General features: G+C 68.9%; 16 protein-coding genes. 9 read left to right on the forward strand and 7 right to left on the reverse strand.

Annotated elements, in window-relative coordinates:
- Window positions 1-15: 15 nt before the first annotated feature.
- The gene (locus ABD156_RS30390) at window positions 16-1,623 is read right to left on the reverse strand and encodes an ABC transporter substrate-binding protein (RefSeq protein WP_344281431.1); all 1,608 of its coding nucleotides are present in this window, start codon (window positions 1,621-1,623) and stop codon (window positions 16-18) included.
- Between the two features lie 214 nt (window positions 1,624-1,837).
- Here ABD156_RS30390 and ABD156_RS30395 point away from each other — a divergent pair, with 214 nt between their 5' ends.
- From ABD156_RS30395 to ABD156_RS30410, 4 genes are all read left to right on the forward strand, one after another.
- Window positions 1,838-2,569 carry a FadR/GntR family transcriptional regulator gene (locus tag ABD156_RS30395; protein ID WP_043833627.1) on the forward strand — a complete coding sequence of 244 codons (732 nt, stop codon included), beginning with the start codon at window positions 1,838-1,840 and terminating at the stop codon, window positions 2,567-2,569.
- Window positions 2,570-2,587: 18 nt separating this feature from the next.
- Window positions 2,588-3,127: a GNAT family N-acetyltransferase gene (locus ABD156_RS30400; RefSeq protein WP_344281438.1), complete on the forward strand. Its 540-nt coding sequence runs from the start codon at window positions 2,588-2,590 to the stop codon at window positions 3,125-3,127.
- Between the two features lie 94 nt (window positions 3,128-3,221).
- Complete coding sequence (locus ABD156_RS30405; protein ID WP_344281441.1) at window positions 3,222-3,953, forward strand: sugar phosphate isomerase/epimerase family protein; 732 nt, start codon at window positions 3,222-3,224, stop codon at window positions 3,951-3,953.
- The gene (locus ABD156_RS30410) at window positions 3,950-5,038 is read left to right on the forward strand and encodes a Gfo/Idh/MocA family protein (protein ID WP_344281444.1); all 1,089 of its coding nucleotides are present in this window, start codon (window positions 3,950-3,952) and stop codon (window positions 5,036-5,038) included. Before ABD156_RS30405 ends, ABD156_RS30410 begins: the two co-directional genes overlap by 4 nt.
- Window positions 5,039-5,351: 313 nt before the next feature.
- Here ABD156_RS30410 and ABD156_RS30415 read toward each other — a convergent pair whose 3' ends face one another.
- Window positions 5,352-5,951: a TetR/AcrR family transcriptional regulator gene (locus ABD156_RS30415; protein WP_344281446.1), complete on the reverse strand. Its 600-nt coding sequence runs from the start codon at window positions 5,949-5,951 to the stop codon at window positions 5,352-5,354.
- Between the two features lie 110 nt (window positions 5,952-6,061).
- Between ABD156_RS30415 and ABD156_RS30420 the strand changes: the two genes are divergently transcribed.
- Window positions 6,062-7,231: an MFS transporter gene (locus tag ABD156_RS30420; RefSeq protein ID WP_344281449.1), complete on the forward strand. Its 1,170-nt coding sequence runs from the start codon at window positions 6,062-6,064 to the stop codon at window positions 7,229-7,231.
- A 1-nt stretch (window position 7,232) separates the two neighbouring features.
- Here the strand turns inward: ABD156_RS30420 and ABD156_RS30425 are convergent, their stop codons facing one another.
- From ABD156_RS30425 to ABD156_RS30435, 3 genes are read right to left on the reverse strand one after another with little or no spacing between them, the layout of a single operon-like run.
- A complete protein-coding gene (locus tag ABD156_RS30425) occupies window positions 7,233-7,691 on the reverse strand; it encodes a hypothetical protein (protein ID WP_344281452.1) in 459 nt (152 codons plus the stop codon).
- Complete coding sequence (locus ABD156_RS30430) at window positions 7,688-9,097, reverse strand: ATP-binding protein (protein WP_344281455.1); 1,410 nt, start codon at window positions 9,095-9,097, stop codon at window positions 7,688-7,690. The genes ABD156_RS30425 and ABD156_RS30430 overlap by 4 nt, the downstream gene beginning before the upstream one ends.
- Complete coding sequence (locus ABD156_RS30435) at window positions 9,094-9,786, reverse strand: response regulator (RefSeq protein WP_344281458.1); 693 nt, start codon at window positions 9,784-9,786, stop codon at window positions 9,094-9,096. Before ABD156_RS30435 ends, ABD156_RS30430 begins: the two co-directional genes overlap by 4 nt.
- Before the next feature lie 199 nt (window positions 9,787-9,985).
- Here ABD156_RS30435 and ABD156_RS30440 point away from each other — a divergent pair, with 199 nt between their 5' ends.
- On the forward strand, window positions 9,986-10,537 hold the full coding sequence (locus tag ABD156_RS30440; protein ID WP_344281461.1) for a M15 family metallopeptidase domain-containing protein: 552 nt from the start codon (window positions 9,986-9,988) through the stop codon (window positions 10,535-10,537).
- On the opposite strand, the gene ABD156_RS30445 is transcribed toward ABD156_RS30440, so the two are convergent.
- Window positions 10,534-11,742 carry an RNA polymerase sigma factor gene (locus ABD156_RS30445; protein ID WP_344281488.1) on the reverse strand — a complete coding sequence of 403 codons (1,209 nt, stop codon included), beginning with the start codon at window positions 11,740-11,742 and terminating at the stop codon, window positions 10,534-10,536. The genes ABD156_RS30440 and ABD156_RS30445 overlap by 4 nt on opposite strands.
- Entirely contained in the window at window positions 11,739-12,110 is a 372-nt protein-coding gene (locus ABD156_RS30450; protein ID WP_344281464.1) for a YciI family protein, read from the reverse strand. Before ABD156_RS30450 ends, ABD156_RS30445 begins: the two co-directional genes overlap by 4 nt.
- Window positions 12,111-12,206: 96 nt before the next feature.
- On the opposite strand from ABD156_RS30450, the gene ABD156_RS30455 reads away from it, so the two are divergent.
- The 3 genes from ABD156_RS30455 to ABD156_RS30465 form a co-directional block, all read left to right on the forward strand.
- Window positions 12,207-12,749 (forward strand): dihydrofolate reductase family protein, encoded by a 543-nt coding sequence (locus tag ABD156_RS30455; RefSeq protein ID WP_344281467.1) that lies wholly within the window; start codon window positions 12,207-12,209, stop codon window positions 12,747-12,749.
- Window positions 12,750-12,768: 19 nt separating this feature from the next.
- Window positions 12,769-13,137, forward strand: coding sequence for a VOC family protein (locus ABD156_RS30460; RefSeq protein WP_344281470.1), 369 nt, complete (start codon window positions 12,769-12,771; stop codon window positions 13,135-13,137).
- Window positions 13,138-13,188: 51 nt separating this feature from the next.
- A partial coding sequence (locus ABD156_RS30465) for an MFS transporter (RefSeq protein WP_344281473.1) occupies window positions 13,189-14,591 on the forward strand: 1,403 nt, incomplete at its 3' end.

Here is a 14,591-nt window from a genome sequence, read left to right on the forward strand (position 1 = left end):
TTCCGTGCCCTCCCGTCAGACCGGTTTGGCCTGGTTGAGATAGATGCCCGGGTAGCCCTGGGCGCGCACGCCGCTGATCGCCTTCGGGTCCCACGCGGTGCCCATCTGCGTGAAGACGATCGGGTAGATCACCGCCTGCTCGGAAATCTGGTCGAGCAATTGCTTGTACAGCCCGTTCCGCTTCGTTTCGTCGGTTTCCGCGGCGGCCTTGTCCTGCAGTGCCAGCAACGCGGTGGTGTCGTCGCCGCTCCAGCGCGCGTACTTCGTCATGAGCACCGATTGCGCGTCGTAGTAATAGCGGATCAGCAGATCCGGGTCGTTGCCGAACTGCAGCGGGTTGTTCGTGGTGGCCACGACCTGGAAGTCGTCGCCGTTGTCCAGTTTGGAGAACAGTGCCTTGGTGTCCTGGGAGTCCAAAGTGGTCTGCACGCCGATCGCGTCCCAGCCCTCCTTGATCACCTTGACGCAGTCGAGCACCAATGAGGTGTTCGTGGTGGACAGCGAGATCTTCAGGCCGCTGACCCCGGCTTCGGCGAGCAGTTGCTTCGCCTTCTCGGGGTTGAAATTGAAGTCTTGCGCCGCGGGCTGCGAACCGGGCAGCTTCGGGTTGATGAACGAGGTGCCCGCGGTTCCGGTGCCGCGCAGGCCGATCTCGATCATCTTCTTCTTGTCGATCGCGTAATGCAGCGCCTGGCGGACCCGTTTGTCGGCGAACGGCGAGTGCTTGGTGTTGAAGAGGAGGAACAGGTTGTTGCCGCCGTCGGCGAATTCGACCGTGCGGCCTGCCTTGCGCAGCTGCTCGGCGTTGGCGGGCGGGATGTTCTCCGCGATCTGCGCGTCCGGCTTGGCCCCGGAGATCGCCGCGACCCGCGGCGCGGAATCCACAATGGACTTCCAGAGCATCTTGTCGTACGAGGCCGGGCGCGGGCCGTTGTAGTCGGCGAACTTCTCGAACGAGGTGTGCGACAGCGGGGCCTGCTCGGTGATCTTGTACGGCCCGGAGCCGACGACCTTGCCCGCCGCGGCGGCCTTCCAGTTGTTCTCGAACACATGCTTGGGCACGATCTTGCAGATCTGGATCCGCTGCAGCGCGTACGGGAACGCGAACTTCAGGCTGAACTCCACCGTCTTCGCGTCGACCTTGGTGACCGACTCCAGCCACTGCGAGAAGAAGCTGTGGATGAGAACGTTTTCCTTCGGGTCGAGCACGCGGGCGTAGGTGAACACGACGTCGTCGGCGGTCACCGGCTGTCCGTCGTGCCACTTCGCGCCGTCGCGGATTTCGAAGCGCAGCTTGGTGCTCTTGAGGTCCGACGGCAGCGCCTTGGCCAAGCCGGGGAAGGGTTCCCGGGTGACCGGGTCGCCCTCGACGAGCGACTCGTAGCTGTGCAGGATCGCCGCCATCGCGAACGCCGACGCGGTCTGCAGCGGGTCCCAGGTCTGGTTGTTGCCGTACCCGATCACCGCGGTGACGGAACCGGACGAACTGCCGGTTTTGTTGGTCGACGCGGGGCCGCCGCACGCGGCGAGCGTCGACGAAACCGCTGCGGCAGCCCCGGCGAGGCCGGCGTAGCGCAGCAGTGCGCGCCGGTTGAACTGAGTCCCCATGGCGGTTCGGGACATGGCGTCTCCTGACTTGATGCGGTGTTCCACCCAGAAAGCATCGAGAAGTAGGACGTGGGACGTCCTATGACTTGCCGGAACCCTAAGTCCCGTTCCCGCCCCGGTCAAGAGGCTTGTTCCCACCCGCGCGGGTGCAGCGGGGGAAGCCGATCATGACGTAGGATGTCCTCCGATGGCGACGTGCCAGTGCAAGAAAGACATCCGGGAGACACGTGTGGCGCGCCCGCAACGCAGCGAAGAGATCACCAAGCAGATCATCGACCTGATCGTCGACCGGCAGCTGCCGACCGGCGCTCCGATGCCGACCGAGCTGAGCCTCGCCGAGGACATCGGGGTCAGCCGGAATTCGATCCGGGAGGCGGTCAAGGCGCTGCAGGCGCTCGGCATCGTCGAGGTCCGGCACGGGTACGGCACGTTCGTCGGCTCGGCCGGGTCGGAGGCGCTGCAGACGTGGCTGCTCTTCCGCACGCGCAGCCGCGGCAGCACCGACGCCGGGCGGCTGCGCGACCTGCTCGAGGTGCGCGAGATGATCGAAACGGAGCTGACCAGCCGGGTCGCCCGCGACCACCGGCCGGAGCTGATCGGCGAACTGCAGGCGTGCGTCGCCCGGATGCGCCGCAAAGGACCGGACGCGGCGGTGGCCGACCGCGAGTTCCACGACCTGATCTGCGCCGAGGCGGGTTTCGATCTTGCGCGCGAGCTGACCGGATTGTTCTGGGACGTCTACCGGGCCGCGGAAGGCGAAATGGGCGGTCCGGTGTCGTCGGCGCCGGCCACCGCGAAACGGCACCAGGCGATTGTGGACGCGCTCGTGAGCGGCGACGCGGAGGCGGCCGCGCACGCGGTGCACCGGCATTTCGACGAGGTGCGCAAGCGCGCGAAAGCCGGTCGTTACGGCGGCTTCGGCGAGGCCCGGCCCGCGGTATCCGGCTCGGCCGCCAGCTGATTGTGGTTACCTGGAGGAGTGACGACTCCGGAGATCGCTTTCCTGCCGCCGCTCGCTGCCGAGGACACCGCGCTCGTAGCTCTGCTGACTGAGCTGGTGAACACCGTCTACGCCAAGGCTGAAGCCGGATTATGGGCAGGTTCGGCCGATCGGACGAATGCCGCGGAGATGGCCGGGCTGGTCCGCGCGGGCGAGATCGCGGTCGCCCGGCTCGGCGGGGACGCGGTGGGTTCGGTCCGGATCCAGCGGCTGACGGAGGATTTGGGGGAGTTCGGTCTGCTCGCTGCCTCGCCGGAGGTGCGCGGCGCGGGGATCGGACGGGAGCTCGTGCGGTTCGCGGAGGACCACTGGCGGGCCGCCGGGTGTACGCGGATGCAGCTTGAGCTGCTGGTGCCGCGCGAGTGGACGCATCCGTCGAAGGAATTTCTCGCGCAGTGGTACACCCGGCTCGGGTACCGGGTGGTGGAGACGTCGACCATTGACGGGCCGCATCCGGAGCTGGCTCCGCTGCTGGCCACTCCGTGCGATTTTTTGATCTGGCACAAGGATCTCGGCTGATCTTGGTCCCGGAATTCCGTCCGGTTGTGTCCTGGTGTCAATTCTGACCAGGTGGTAGAAATTGGCGAAAGCCCCTCTATCGCTGGGAGTTGGCATGGGCGGACCTTCGGTGCAGCTGTACTCGGTGCGCGACGCGTTCGCGGCTGATCCGGACGAGACGTTGCGGCGGTTGGCCGCGATCGGGTTCCGCCGGGTGGAGCCGTACGGGGTGGTGGAGAACGTCGGGGCGCTGCGGGCTGGGTTGGCGGCGCATGGGCTGAGTGCGCCTACCGCGCATGCCGCGTTGGTCGGGAAGGATCTGGACGCGGTGTTCGCGGCGGCCCGGGAATTGGAGATCGGGGTGGTGATCGAGCCGTTGGTTCCTGCTTCTCAGTGGGGGAGTCCGGCGGATATCGCTGATACTGCCGCGGCGCTCAATGCCGCGGCTGAGGTCGCGGCGGGGTATGGCGTTCGGGTGGGTTATCACAACCATTGGTGGGAACTGGAATCGCGGATCGACGGACACAGCGCGTTGGAGGTTTTCGCTGAGCGGCTTTCTCCGGAGGTTGTGCTGGAGGTCGACGCTTACTGGGCTACTGCGGGCGGGGAGGACGCGCCCGCGTTGCTGCGGCGGCTGGGGAAGCGGGTGTGCGCGATTCATGTGAAGGACGGGTCGCTGGCTGTCGACGCTTCTGGGCAGGTGCCCGCGGGGCAGGGACGGGTGCCTCTGGGGGAGGTGCTTGCTGCGGCTCCGGCGGCGTTGCGGGTGGTGGAGTTCGATCAGCATGAGGATGTTTTCGGGGGTATTGCCGAGAGTTTCGCCTATCTCGCTGAGGTGGGGAAATGACTGTCGGGGTCGGGGTTGTTGGGGCTGGGTTTATCAGTGATACCTATCTGGAGAATTTGACCGCGTTTCCGGATCTTCGAGTAGTGGCGGTTGCTGATCTCGATGTGGAGCGGGCTTCGGCGCAGGCTGCGAAATACGGGGTTCCTCGTGGCGGGTCGGTGGCGGATCTTCTTGCGTCGCCGGAGGTTGAGATCGTCGTGAATTTGACTGTGCCTGCGGTGCATGTCGAAGTCAGTCTCGCGGCGGTGGAGGCGGGGAAGCACGTGTGGACGGAGAAGCCGATCGGGCTGGATCGGCAGACTGTGCGGAAGCTTCTTGACCGAGCGCGGGAAAAGGGGGTGCGGGTGGCTGGGGCGCCGGACACCGTGCTTGGTGCTGGGCACCAGACTGCCTTTCGTGCGCTTGAATCCGGTCGGATCGGTACGCCTTTGACCGCGTTGGCGTTGTTTCAGACGCCGGGGCCGGAGAGTTGGCATCCCGCGCCGGAGTTCCTGTACCAGGCGGGTGGCGGGCCGTTGCTGGATATCGGGCCTTATTACTTGACCCAGCTGGTTCAGGTGTTCGGGTCCGTGCGGAAGGTCACGGGGGTCGGCGGGCGGGTGCGGGAGACCCGGGTGATCGGGTCTGGGCCTCGGGCTGGGACTGAGTTTCCGGTTGCTGTGCCTACTTCGGTGAGCGCGTTGGTGGAGTTCGTGCGCGGGGGTAGTGCGCAGGTTGTGCTGACGTTTGATTCCGCGTTGCGGCGTACGGGGTTTGTCGAGGTGACCGGGTCGCTGGGGACTGCGGTTTTGCCGGATCCCAATCGGTTCGACGGTTCTGCTGTGGTGCATGTGGGCGGGGGGTCGGAGGAAGTGGGTGCGGTGGGGCATTCGGCTTCTCGGGGTACTGGGGTTCTTGATTTGGCCCGGTCTGTCCGCGCGGGGGTGCCGGAGAGGGCTTCTGGGGAGTTGGCTTATCACGTGTTGGACGTGATGGTGGCGGTTGAGGAGTCCATGGCTCGTGGGGTGGGGGTGGAGGTGGTTAGCCGGGTGGAGGTGGCTCAGGCGTTGCCCGTTGAGTGGGATCCGTACGTGGGGACGTTGTAGGGCGGCTCGTCGCCTGGCGGCGACATTGCGCTTGGGTGGGGGCCACCACCCCGAAGTTTTATTGTGCTGACGGTTCTGGGGTGCTTGTCAAGGCGGGAAAGATGCCTTGACAAGCACCCCAGAACCGCAGGGGAGGCTTCGTATCGGGGTTGGGGGTGGGGTGGGTGGCTCCACGGGTGGGTGCGTCGGCGGCGGTTGGTGGGGTGGCCAAAGTCCGTGAGGGGAACCCTGAGGGACTCAGAGTCCCTCAGGGTTCCCCTCACGGACGCGGTGGCGGGATGGCGGCTATCTGGGCGAGATTTCCGGAATTCGCCTAATTCGGGAACAGGGGGACAGTCAGGAGAGTTTGGAGAGAGAGGCGGAGGGAACCGACCGTATCTACTTGCGTGGGGGTGGTGAGCCACTGGACCTGGAGGCCGTCCATCAGTGCGATGAAGGTGAGTGCCGCCAAGTCCGGGTCTACGCCGGGGCGCAGCTCGCCTGTTTCGGCGAGCGCGTGGAACGACTGGGCGATGCTGTCGCGGGCCTCGCGGTAATGGCGGGCGAAGTAGGCGTGCGCGGGGTGGTCCTCCGACACTGCCTCGGCGGCGAGGCGCGAGTACACCTCGACGATGCCTCGGTGCCGGACGTTGTGTTCGGCCAGCGCGATGAAGCGGCGCAGGACGTCCAGGCCGGGCGGGGCGGCGGTCAGTTGTTCGCGGGCGGCGTCCTCGGCGTCGCGGCGTTCCAGGACTGCGGCGAGCAGCGCTTCCTTCGTCGGGAAGTGGTACAGCAAGCCGGCGTGGGTGATGCCGGCTCGTTTGGCGATTTCCCGCAGGGACGACGCGTGGTAGCCCGCCTCGCCGTACACCGCGGCCGCCGCCGAAACGATGTCGTCGCGGCGGATTCTGCCCTTCAGGTAGCCCCCGCTCACGGGGCGGCGATCAGGTCGGCTTCCACTCGCCCATCATGCCCCAGCCCCCTTTCCCCCGCCCGTGCCTGTGTTCCTGACTGGACCCGACCCCCGAAGAGGAGCCGAGCCCGATGACCGAGCTTTCCCCGCCTCCGGTGCTGCCCCGCGCGGCCCGCGTCGCCACCTGGATCGTGTTCGCCCTCTGCGGGTTCGCGGTCGGCATGTGGGTGGTGCACATTCCGGTGATCGAGCGCGCGACCGGCGTCTCGCACACCGCGCTCGGGGCGTTGCTGCTGGTGCTCGGCGGTTCGGCGTTGATCGGGATGCAGGTGACCGGGCCGCTCGCGGACCGGTTCGGGCATCCGCGGGTCGTGTCCGTCGCGGGGGTGCTCGTCGGGGTCGCGGTCGTGTTGCCGGGGTTCGCGGCGAACTGGTGGACGCTCGGGCTGGCGCTCGCGGCGTTCGGCTTCTTCAACGGATCGCTGGACGTCGCGATGAACGCGCACGCGGTGGTCGTGGAACGGGCTTATCCCCGGCCGATCATGGCGGCGTTCCATGCGATGTGGTCGATCGGCGGTGCGATCGCGGCGGTCGTCGGCGCGGCGGTGCTGGGGGCGGGCGTGCCGACGCTCGTGTCGCTCGGCGGTACCGGCGTGCTGTGCATTGTGGTTTCGCTGCTGGTCCGCCGGTATCTGCTCGACTCGTCGGACGAGGCTGCCGAGGAAACCGCTGAGGAAGCCAAACCGACGCGCACGCCCGCCCGCGTGGTGTGGCTGCTGGGTCTGCTGGCCTTCGCGCTGATGCTGTCCGAGGGCGTCGCGAACGACTGGGCGGCGCTGTATCTCCGAGACGGGCTGGGGACGTCCGAGAGCACCGCCGCCCTGGCGTACGGCTCGTTCGCGGTGGCCATGACAGTCGGCCGATTCGCGACCGACCGGGTGGCCGCGCTGGCCGGTCCGGTCGCGGTGGTGCGCTACGGAAGCGGGTTGGCCGCGCTGGGGCTCGCGATCGCGTCGCTGGCGCCGTGGGTTCCGTTGTCGTTGTGCGGCTGGGCGTTGTTCGGACTCGGGCTCTCCGGTGGCGTCCCGCAGCTGTTCACCGCGGCGGGCAATCTGGACAAGCGGGCGTCGGGGGCGTTGATGGCGCGGGTGGTCGGCGTCGGATACGTCGGGCTGCTGGCCGGTCCGGCGATCATCGGCGGGCTGGCGCACTGGGTGCCGCTGAACGTCGCGTTCCTGCTGCCGCTGGCGTTGTGCGTGGTGGCGGTGGTGTTCGCGCCGGTGATGAAGCCGCGCGGCTGAGCTATCTGCCGCAAGCCTGAGGATGCAGCGTCTGGCCCCCGCCGGAAAGCGTGATCGTGCCGGACGCCCCGCCCCCGCCCGCCGCGAGCACGGTGCACACGATCTGTGATATGGCATTCGGCGACAATTCCCGGACGTTGACCCCGATCTCCGCGTCGCTCACCCCGATGGCGATCGGCTCGAACGACGGCGGCAGCTCCGTCGTGTACCCGCCGGCCCGTTCGTCCTCGTCCGGCCCCCGCTCCAGCACCCGGACCCGGTCCGCGGCCACGTCGCCGACCCCGTTGCGCACCACCGGCGCGACGTTCCCGTTCAGCACGAAATACACCGTCGCCGTGGAGCCGAGGTTCCCGTTCGGCGGCCCGCTGGGCGCGTTCTCCCCGGTGATCACGCCGCTGGGCCGCACCCCGCAGCCCGCCGTCAGCGCCAACACGGCGATCAGCGTCAGCAATCGCTTCACTGCCGCACCTCCCGAGGCAGCCACAACGTGAACACCGCACCGCCGCCGGGCCGGTTCCCGGCGGTCAGCTCCCCGTGGTGCAACCGCGCGTTCTCCCAGGCGATGGCGAGCCCGAGCCCGCTTCCCTCGGACCGGCTGCGAGCGGTATCCGCCTTGTAGAACCGGGCGAACACGTGCGGAAGCACCTCCTCGTCCAGGCCGGAGCCGGAGTCTTCGACGGAAAGCGTGATCCCCGCCTGGTCGCCCCGCAACCGGACGGTCACCGGCTCCGCGCCGTGCCGCAGCGCGTTCCCGACGAGATTGGCCACGATCACGTCCAGCCGGCGCGGATCGACGCGCGCCCGGATCCCGTCCGGCAAATCGGTCTCCACCGCGAACCCCCTCGCCCGCAGCGTCGCGCGGACCGCCTCGGCCACGTCGACGTCGTCCACCGCGAGCGACGCGGTGCCGGAGTCGAAGCGGGTGACCTCGATCAGGTCGTTCACCAGCCGCGCCAGGTTGTGCGTCTCCTGGCTGACCAGCCGCACCGCCTCGCCCGCCGCGTCCGGCAGCCGCTTCGCTTCGGCGTCGAGCATGTCGGTGACCGCGGTCATCGCGGCCAGCGGCGTGCGCAGTTCGTGCGACACGTCGGCGACGAACCGTCGCGCGTCGGCTTCCATCCGGCGCAGCTCGCCGACGTGGCGCTGCAGCGAGTCGGCGGTCGAGTTGAACGTCTCGGCGACGCTGGCCAGTTCGTCGCTGCCGCGCACGGCGATCCGGGCGTCGAGATCGCCCGCGCCGAGCCTGCGGGCCGCGCGCTGCAACTCGCCCACCGGCCGCAACACGCTGCCGGCGGCGAGTACGGCGAGGATCAAAGCCACCACCAGCGCGGCCCCGCCGGCGAGCCACGCGTCCCGGGCGAGCCGGTTCACCGCCTCGATTTCCGCGTCGAGATTGCGCAGCTCGTAGACCTCGATCCCGGACGGAACCGTCGGATTCCGCCGGTCGCCGGTCGCGATCAGCAACGGCGAGCCCAGCACCAGCTGCGTCACGCCGCCGACGTCCACCCGCTGCCACGCCACCCGGCCGGACTGCACGGCCCCGCGCAGTTCCGGCGTGATCACCGAGGCGGGCATGTTGCCTTCGCTGTGCCCGCCGCTCGTGACCAGCGCGGAGTTCCTCCGGCCGTTCAGCCGGTCGGCGGCCAGCTGCAGCGCGCTCGAGTTCACCGGCCGCCGGGGGAGCGGGTACAGCTGCTTGAGCTGGTTCGTCATCTCGACGGCGGCGTTGTCCTGGGTGCGCTGCAGGATCCCGTCGCGGGCCTGCACATACCCGATCCCGGCGACGGCCAGCGCGGTGAACACGCTCAGCAGCGCGAACGCGACCAGCAACCGGGTGCGCAACCCCCGGAACAGCCAGCCGGTCACAGCGGCCCGAAGCGATAGCCGAAACCGCGCAGGGTCTGGACGTACACCGGTTTGGCGGCGTCGTCCTCGATCTTGGACCGCAGCCGCTGCACGCACGCGTCGACGAGCCGCGAATCGCCGAGATAACCCTGGTCCCACACGGATTCGAGCAGCTGCTGACGGCTGAGCACGCGGCCGGGGGAGGCGGACAGCTCCAGCAGCAGCCGCAGTTCGGTCGGCGCGAGCCCGATGACCGTGCCGTGCTTGCTGACCACGAGACCCTCGCGGTCGATCGTCAGGTCGCCGTGCCGTTCCGGACCCGGTTTCGGGCCCTGGCCGCGCGGTTCGCCGCCGGTGCGGCGCAGCACGGCGCGGATGCGCGCCTCCAGGACGCGGGCCTGCGCGGGCTTCACGACGTAGTCGTCGGCTCCGGCTTCGAGCCCGGCCACCACGTCGATGTCGTCGTTGCGCGCGGTGAGCATGATGATCGGCAGGTCGCCGGACGCGCGGATGCGCCGGCACACCTCGAAACCGTCCATCCCGGGCAGCATGAGGTCGAGGACGACGACGTCGGCCGGGTCCCCGGCGAGCCGGGCGAGGCCTTCCTCGCCGGTCTCCACCGCTTCGACCGTGTGGCCCTGGTACGTCAGGGCCAGCCGCAGGCCGTCGCGCACGGCCTGGTCGTCTTCGATCAGCAGCACCCTCGGCATGTCTCCCACTATCGCAGCCCGCCCGTCCGCCCGCCCGGACAGTCCACAGCGGACGACCGGGTCCCAGCCTGCCCGGCCCGGATCCCCGCCCGGTGCGTGCCGTGTCATCGTTCGGTAACAGCGCGGCCGTGGCGAACTGTTACAGAGCTGTCAAACTCCGTGCGCAGTGCGCGCACACTGGGGTCCGAAAGTGGACCTCATGATCGAATCGCTTCGCCGGCCCCGGGTCCTCGCGGCCGTCACCCGCCTCCTGGCGGTGGCGCTGCTCCCGGCGGCTTTCCTGCGTTCGCCCGGCCGCGGCCGGTATCTGGCCTGCCAGTGGGCGCTCGCGATGCGATACCCGGCCGAGGACCTCGCCGGCCTCAGCGAACCGGCTCGCGCCGCGTTCACCGCGGCGCGCACCGAGGCGTTCTGGCAGCACCGCCAGCTCATCGGCCTCACCTCCGGACACCGCGACGCCGCTCATCAGCACCGGCTGTTCGCCGAAGAGGTGCACCGCACCGGTTCCGTCACCGCGGCTCGGCGCCGGGTGCTGCCGCCGCACGAATCGGCGCATGTCCGCGGCACGGCACTGGACGTGCGCCCGAGCGAGGGCGCGGCGTGGCTGGAGCGGCACGGGCCGGAGTATCGGCTGTATCGCCGCTACGACAACGAATGGTGGCACTTCGAGTATCACGCGCACACTGTGCCGATGCGGTTGCCGGACCCGGATTCCCTGCGTCCGCCGTCGATGGCCCGGGTCGCCAGCTAGGGTGATTTCCCGTTCGCGGCGCGGGATTCCAGGTATCGTCGTTCGGGAACGCTGAGTGTTTTCTGTGCCGCTGAACGGTAATAGGCCTGGGCTTGCCCGTGCTCGCCCGCCAGGTCGAGCAGGTGCGCGCGCACGACGTCGACGCGATGGTGCTCGTCCAGCCCGGCGATAGCGTCCAGCTGCCGCAGTCCCTCGCGCGCGCCGTGGACCATGGCGACTCCGACGATCCGGTTCAGCGCCGCGACCGGGCTCGGCGCGAGGGCGAGCAGAAGGTCGTACAGGGCAAGGATCTGCGGCCAATCGGTGTCCTCGGCGCGGGCCGCCTCGTCGTGCACGGCGGCGATCGCGGCCTCGAGCTGATACGGCCCGAGCCGCGCTGTGGCCAGGGTTTTCTCGATCAGGCCGAGCCCTTCGGCAATCGCCGCGGCGTCCCAGCGGGTGCGGTCCTGTTCGGCCAGCGGAACGGCGGTGCCGTCGGGCCGGGTCCGCGCGGGCCGCCGGGCGTCGCTGAGCAGCATGAGCGCCAGCAGCCCGGCGACCTCGCCGTCGTCGGGGACTTGTGCGTGCAGCTGCCGGGTGAGCCGGATGGCCTCGGCGGTGAGTTCGACCCGGTTGACCGCGGTTCCGGAGCTGGCGGTGTGCCCCTCGGTGAAGACCAGGTACAGCACCTGCAGCACCGCGGCCATCCGCTCGGCCCGTTCTTCCGGCGGCGGCATCCGGAATCGCGCGCCGCTGAGCCGTTTCTTCGCCCGGTTGATCCGCTGGCTCACGGTTTTCTCCGGCACCAGCAACGCCCGGCCGATTTCCGCCGTGGTGAGGCCGCCGACGGCTCGGAGCGTCAACGCGAGCTGGGACGCTTTGCCGAGTTCGGGGTGACAGCACAGCATCAACAGGGTCAGCGTGTCGTCGTCGGCCGGTGCCAGTTCCGGTTGCGGCACCGCCAATCCGGCGGCCGTGTGCTCGCGCTGCCGACGGGCTGTCTCGCTGCGTTCGATGTCGATACGCCTGCGCGCGGCGGCGGTGATCAGCCAGCTCTTGGGGTTGTCCGGCAGGCCCTGCTCCGGCCACTTCAGCGCGGCGGACAGCAGCGCTTCCTGCACCGCGTCCTCGCAAAGCGCGAAGTCGCCGAACCTGCGGCAGACAGCGGTGAGCACCTGCGGCGCGAGATCGCGCAGGAGCTGTTCGAAGCCGGGCGGGGGAGTCAGAGATCCAGCTCTTTCACGTTGCGGAGCGGTCGTACCTCGATCTTGCCGTACAGCGCGTCCGGCACCCGGGCAGCGTGCTCCAGCGCCCGTTCCATGCTCTTGCATTCGACCAGGTAGAAGCCGACCAGATGCTCCTTGACCTCGGCGAACGGCCCGTCGCTCGCCACCGCCTTGCCGTCCCGCACGGTGACGCACTTGGCTTCGGCGGGATCGGCCAGCCCGTCGCTGAGCACCAGCTCGCCGGACTCCTCGAGGGACCGGTTGAGCGCGAGATGGCTGCGGCCGAACTCGGCCTTCTTCTCGTCCGGCAGTTCCTCCCAGAGAGCCCGGAACCGCGGATTGCTGTGGATCATGATCAGGTACCGCACCGCACCGCCTTCGAAAATTTCTCCGCCGCCGGTGTCGCCTTCCGGATTCCGGCTCCGACGTCCCCGGTGAATGTCAGCTGAGGAAGGAGCATAGTCGTGCGCAAGATCGTGGCCGGGCTGTCGGTTTCGCTGGACGGAGTGACGGAGTCGCCGCCGGACTGGCTGATGCTGAACCACGAGGCGGACGAGGTGATCCGCACCAGCATCGCCGAGTCGGACGCCATCCTGCTCGGCCGGAACACCTACGCGGACTTCGCCCGGATGTGGCCGGAGCTGGGCGACTCGTCGCCGGTAGCCGCGTTCATGAACAACACCCCGAAGTACGTCGTGTCGAGCACGCTCGCCGAACTGGACTGGAGCGGTTCGACGCTGCTCGGCGCCGACCTGGCGGCCGAATTGACCGCGCTCAAGAGCAAGCCGGGCAAGAACATCCACATCCCCGGCAGCCCCCGGCTGGTGCGGTCGCTGCTGCCGGCGGGTCTGCTGGACGAGCTGCATCTGCTGATCCACCCGATCGTGCTCGGCTCGGGCGCGCGGCTGTTCGAGGCGCCGTCCGATCGGGCCGATCTCGAGCTCTCCGCTTCCCGGACCTTCGAAAACGGGGTCCTCTCGGTGACCTACCGGCCGAAGCGGCACTGACAATTCTCAAGGAGCAATAATGTTCGACACCAGCAAAGCGTTCAGCGGTTTTTCCGTGGACGACATCCCGGCCGCGCGGAAGTTCTACGCCGAGACGCTCGGCATCGAGGTCACCGAAAACTGGGGGATGCTGCGCCTGCGTCTCGCGGAAGGGCGCGAAGTGCTCGTCTATCCGAAGGGCGACAAGCACGTTCCGGCCGAGTACACCGTGCTCAACTTCCCGGTCGACGACATCGACCAGGCGGTCGCGGACCTTGGTGCGGCAGGGGTTTCGTTCGAACCGTTCGACGGAGTCGACGAGAAGGGCGTCTTCCGGCTGGGCGGTCCGCTGATCGCGTGGTTCAAGGATCCGGCGGGGAATATTCTTTCCGTCCTCCAGGAAAACTGAAGCGCAAGACTGAAGATGCCGGACCGGGCGCCCGGGTGAGAAGTTGGAGGCATGACGACGATTTCGGCGCCGGCTCGGGCGGGCTGGCGGGGATTGCTCGCCGTGGCGGCGGCAGTGGTTGTGGTCGCTTCGGCAGTGGGCTTTTTCCGTGCTTTCGCAATGCCCGGTACGGACCCGGCCGGCGCGATGGGTTCGATGGGTTCGATGGCCGACCGGCGGCTGCACGGCATGGCGCTGGCCGACATGCCGGAGATGTTCGTGGCCGGAACGGCATTGCTGCTCGCGCTCGGAGCCGCGCTGGTCCTCGGCCGGACGCGGCACAGTGCTTCCCCCGTCGCGCTGCCACAGCCGAAAGTCCGGGGAAGGCGGACCATCGCGGTGGTCGCCACTGCCGCGCTGACCATCGACATCAGCAAGACGTCGACGCTCGGGTTCGTCATTCCCGGCCTGCGCGCGGAATACGGCATCGACGCCTCGACCGCGTCGCTGCTGGCGGTGAGCGGGCTGTCCGGCACCGCATTGGGCGCTCTGCTGTGCAGCCAGCTGGCCGAGCGCGTCGGAAGGCGGGCTTGCTATCTGCTCGCCACGCTCGGGTTCACCGCGACCAGCATGTGCGGAACGATGCCGAATTTCGGCGGCAACGTGGTGATGTGCTTCCTGATGGGCATCGCCGTCGGCGGGCTGGCACCGATGCTGATCACGGTGCTGAGCGACCTGTTCCCCGGACGCGGCAGGGGCGCGGTGGTGACCGGGTTGTCGATCGTGGCGACCGCGATCGGCTACCTGGTCGCGTCCGGTTCGGCGCTGTGGCTGGAGCCGGTGTTCGGGTGGCGGGTGCTGTGGCTCATCGGCGCGCCGACCGGCCTGCTGCTGGCCGCCGCCGCGGCGGTCATCCCGGATCAGCGCGGCGCCCCCGCACAACCCGCGGCGGAGACGAACTGGCTGGCCCGGAACACGCTGACGACCCGGCTGCAATGGGTGTTCGCCTTCTCGATCGGCCTGACCACGTTCGGCCTGACCACCTGGGTGCCGACGTTGTCCCGCGTCGGCGGGCTGTCGCTGACCACGGCGAACGCCCTGCTCACCGGATCCGCGGTGGCGATGGTGCTGTGCGCGGGACTGCTGGTGCTGGGCTACCGCCGTTTCGGCCCGACCGGCGTGACGGTGCGATTGGCCGTGTGCACCGCGGTGCTGTTGCTGGCACTCGCGGTGTCCGGATGGGCAGTCGCCGCGCCGTGGCTGTCGGGCGCTGTGCTGACGGTCGCCTTGCTCGGCGTCAACACGATGGCCGCGGTGTTCCTGCCCGTCGCCGCCGACGTAGCCGACGACGGCCAGCGCGGCCGAGTCGCCGGGTCGGTGTCGTTCTTCAACCGGCTCGGCGGATTGGCCGGTCCGCTGGTGCTTTCGCTCCTGGTCACGTGTGCTGGCAGCAGTCGCGTTCCTGGCCTTGCTGT

This window comes from Amycolatopsis albidoflavus, from assembly GCF_039525725.1.
Lineage (GTDB): Bacteria > Actinomycetota > Actinomycetes > Mycobacteriales > Pseudonocardiaceae > Amycolatopsis > Amycolatopsis albidoflava.

What these genes read in the sequence shown, in the direction of transcription:
- ABD156_RS30390 (WP_344281431.1), bottom strand. Translation starts at nt 1,623, where the DNA reads ATGTCCCGAACCGCCATGGGGACTCAGTTCAACCGGCGCGCACTGCTG.
- ABD156_RS30405 (WP_344281441.1), top strand. Translation starts at nt 3,222, where the DNA reads ATGGGCGGACCTTCGGTGCAGCTGTACTCGGTGCGCGACGCGTTCGCG.
- ABD156_RS30410 (WP_344281444.1), top strand. Translation starts at nt 3,950, where the DNA reads ATGACTGTCGGGGTCGGGGTTGTTGGGGCTGGGTTTATCAGTGATACC.
- ABD156_RS30420 (WP_344281449.1), top strand. Translation starts at nt 6,062, where the DNA reads ATGACCGAGCTTTCCCCGCCTCCGGTGCTGCCCCGCGCGGCCCGCGTC.
- ABD156_RS30435 (WP_344281458.1), bottom strand. Translation starts at nt 9,786, where the DNA reads ATGCCGAGGGTGCTGCTGATCGAAGACGACCAGGCCGTGCGCGACGGC.
- ABD156_RS30440 (WP_344281461.1), top strand. Translation starts at nt 9,986, where the DNA reads ATGATCGAATCGCTTCGCCGGCCCCGGGTCCTCGCGGCCGTCACCCGC.
- ABD156_RS30460 (WP_344281470.1), top strand. Translation starts at nt 12,769, where the DNA reads ATGTTCGACACCAGCAAAGCGTTCAGCGGTTTTTCCGTGGACGACATC.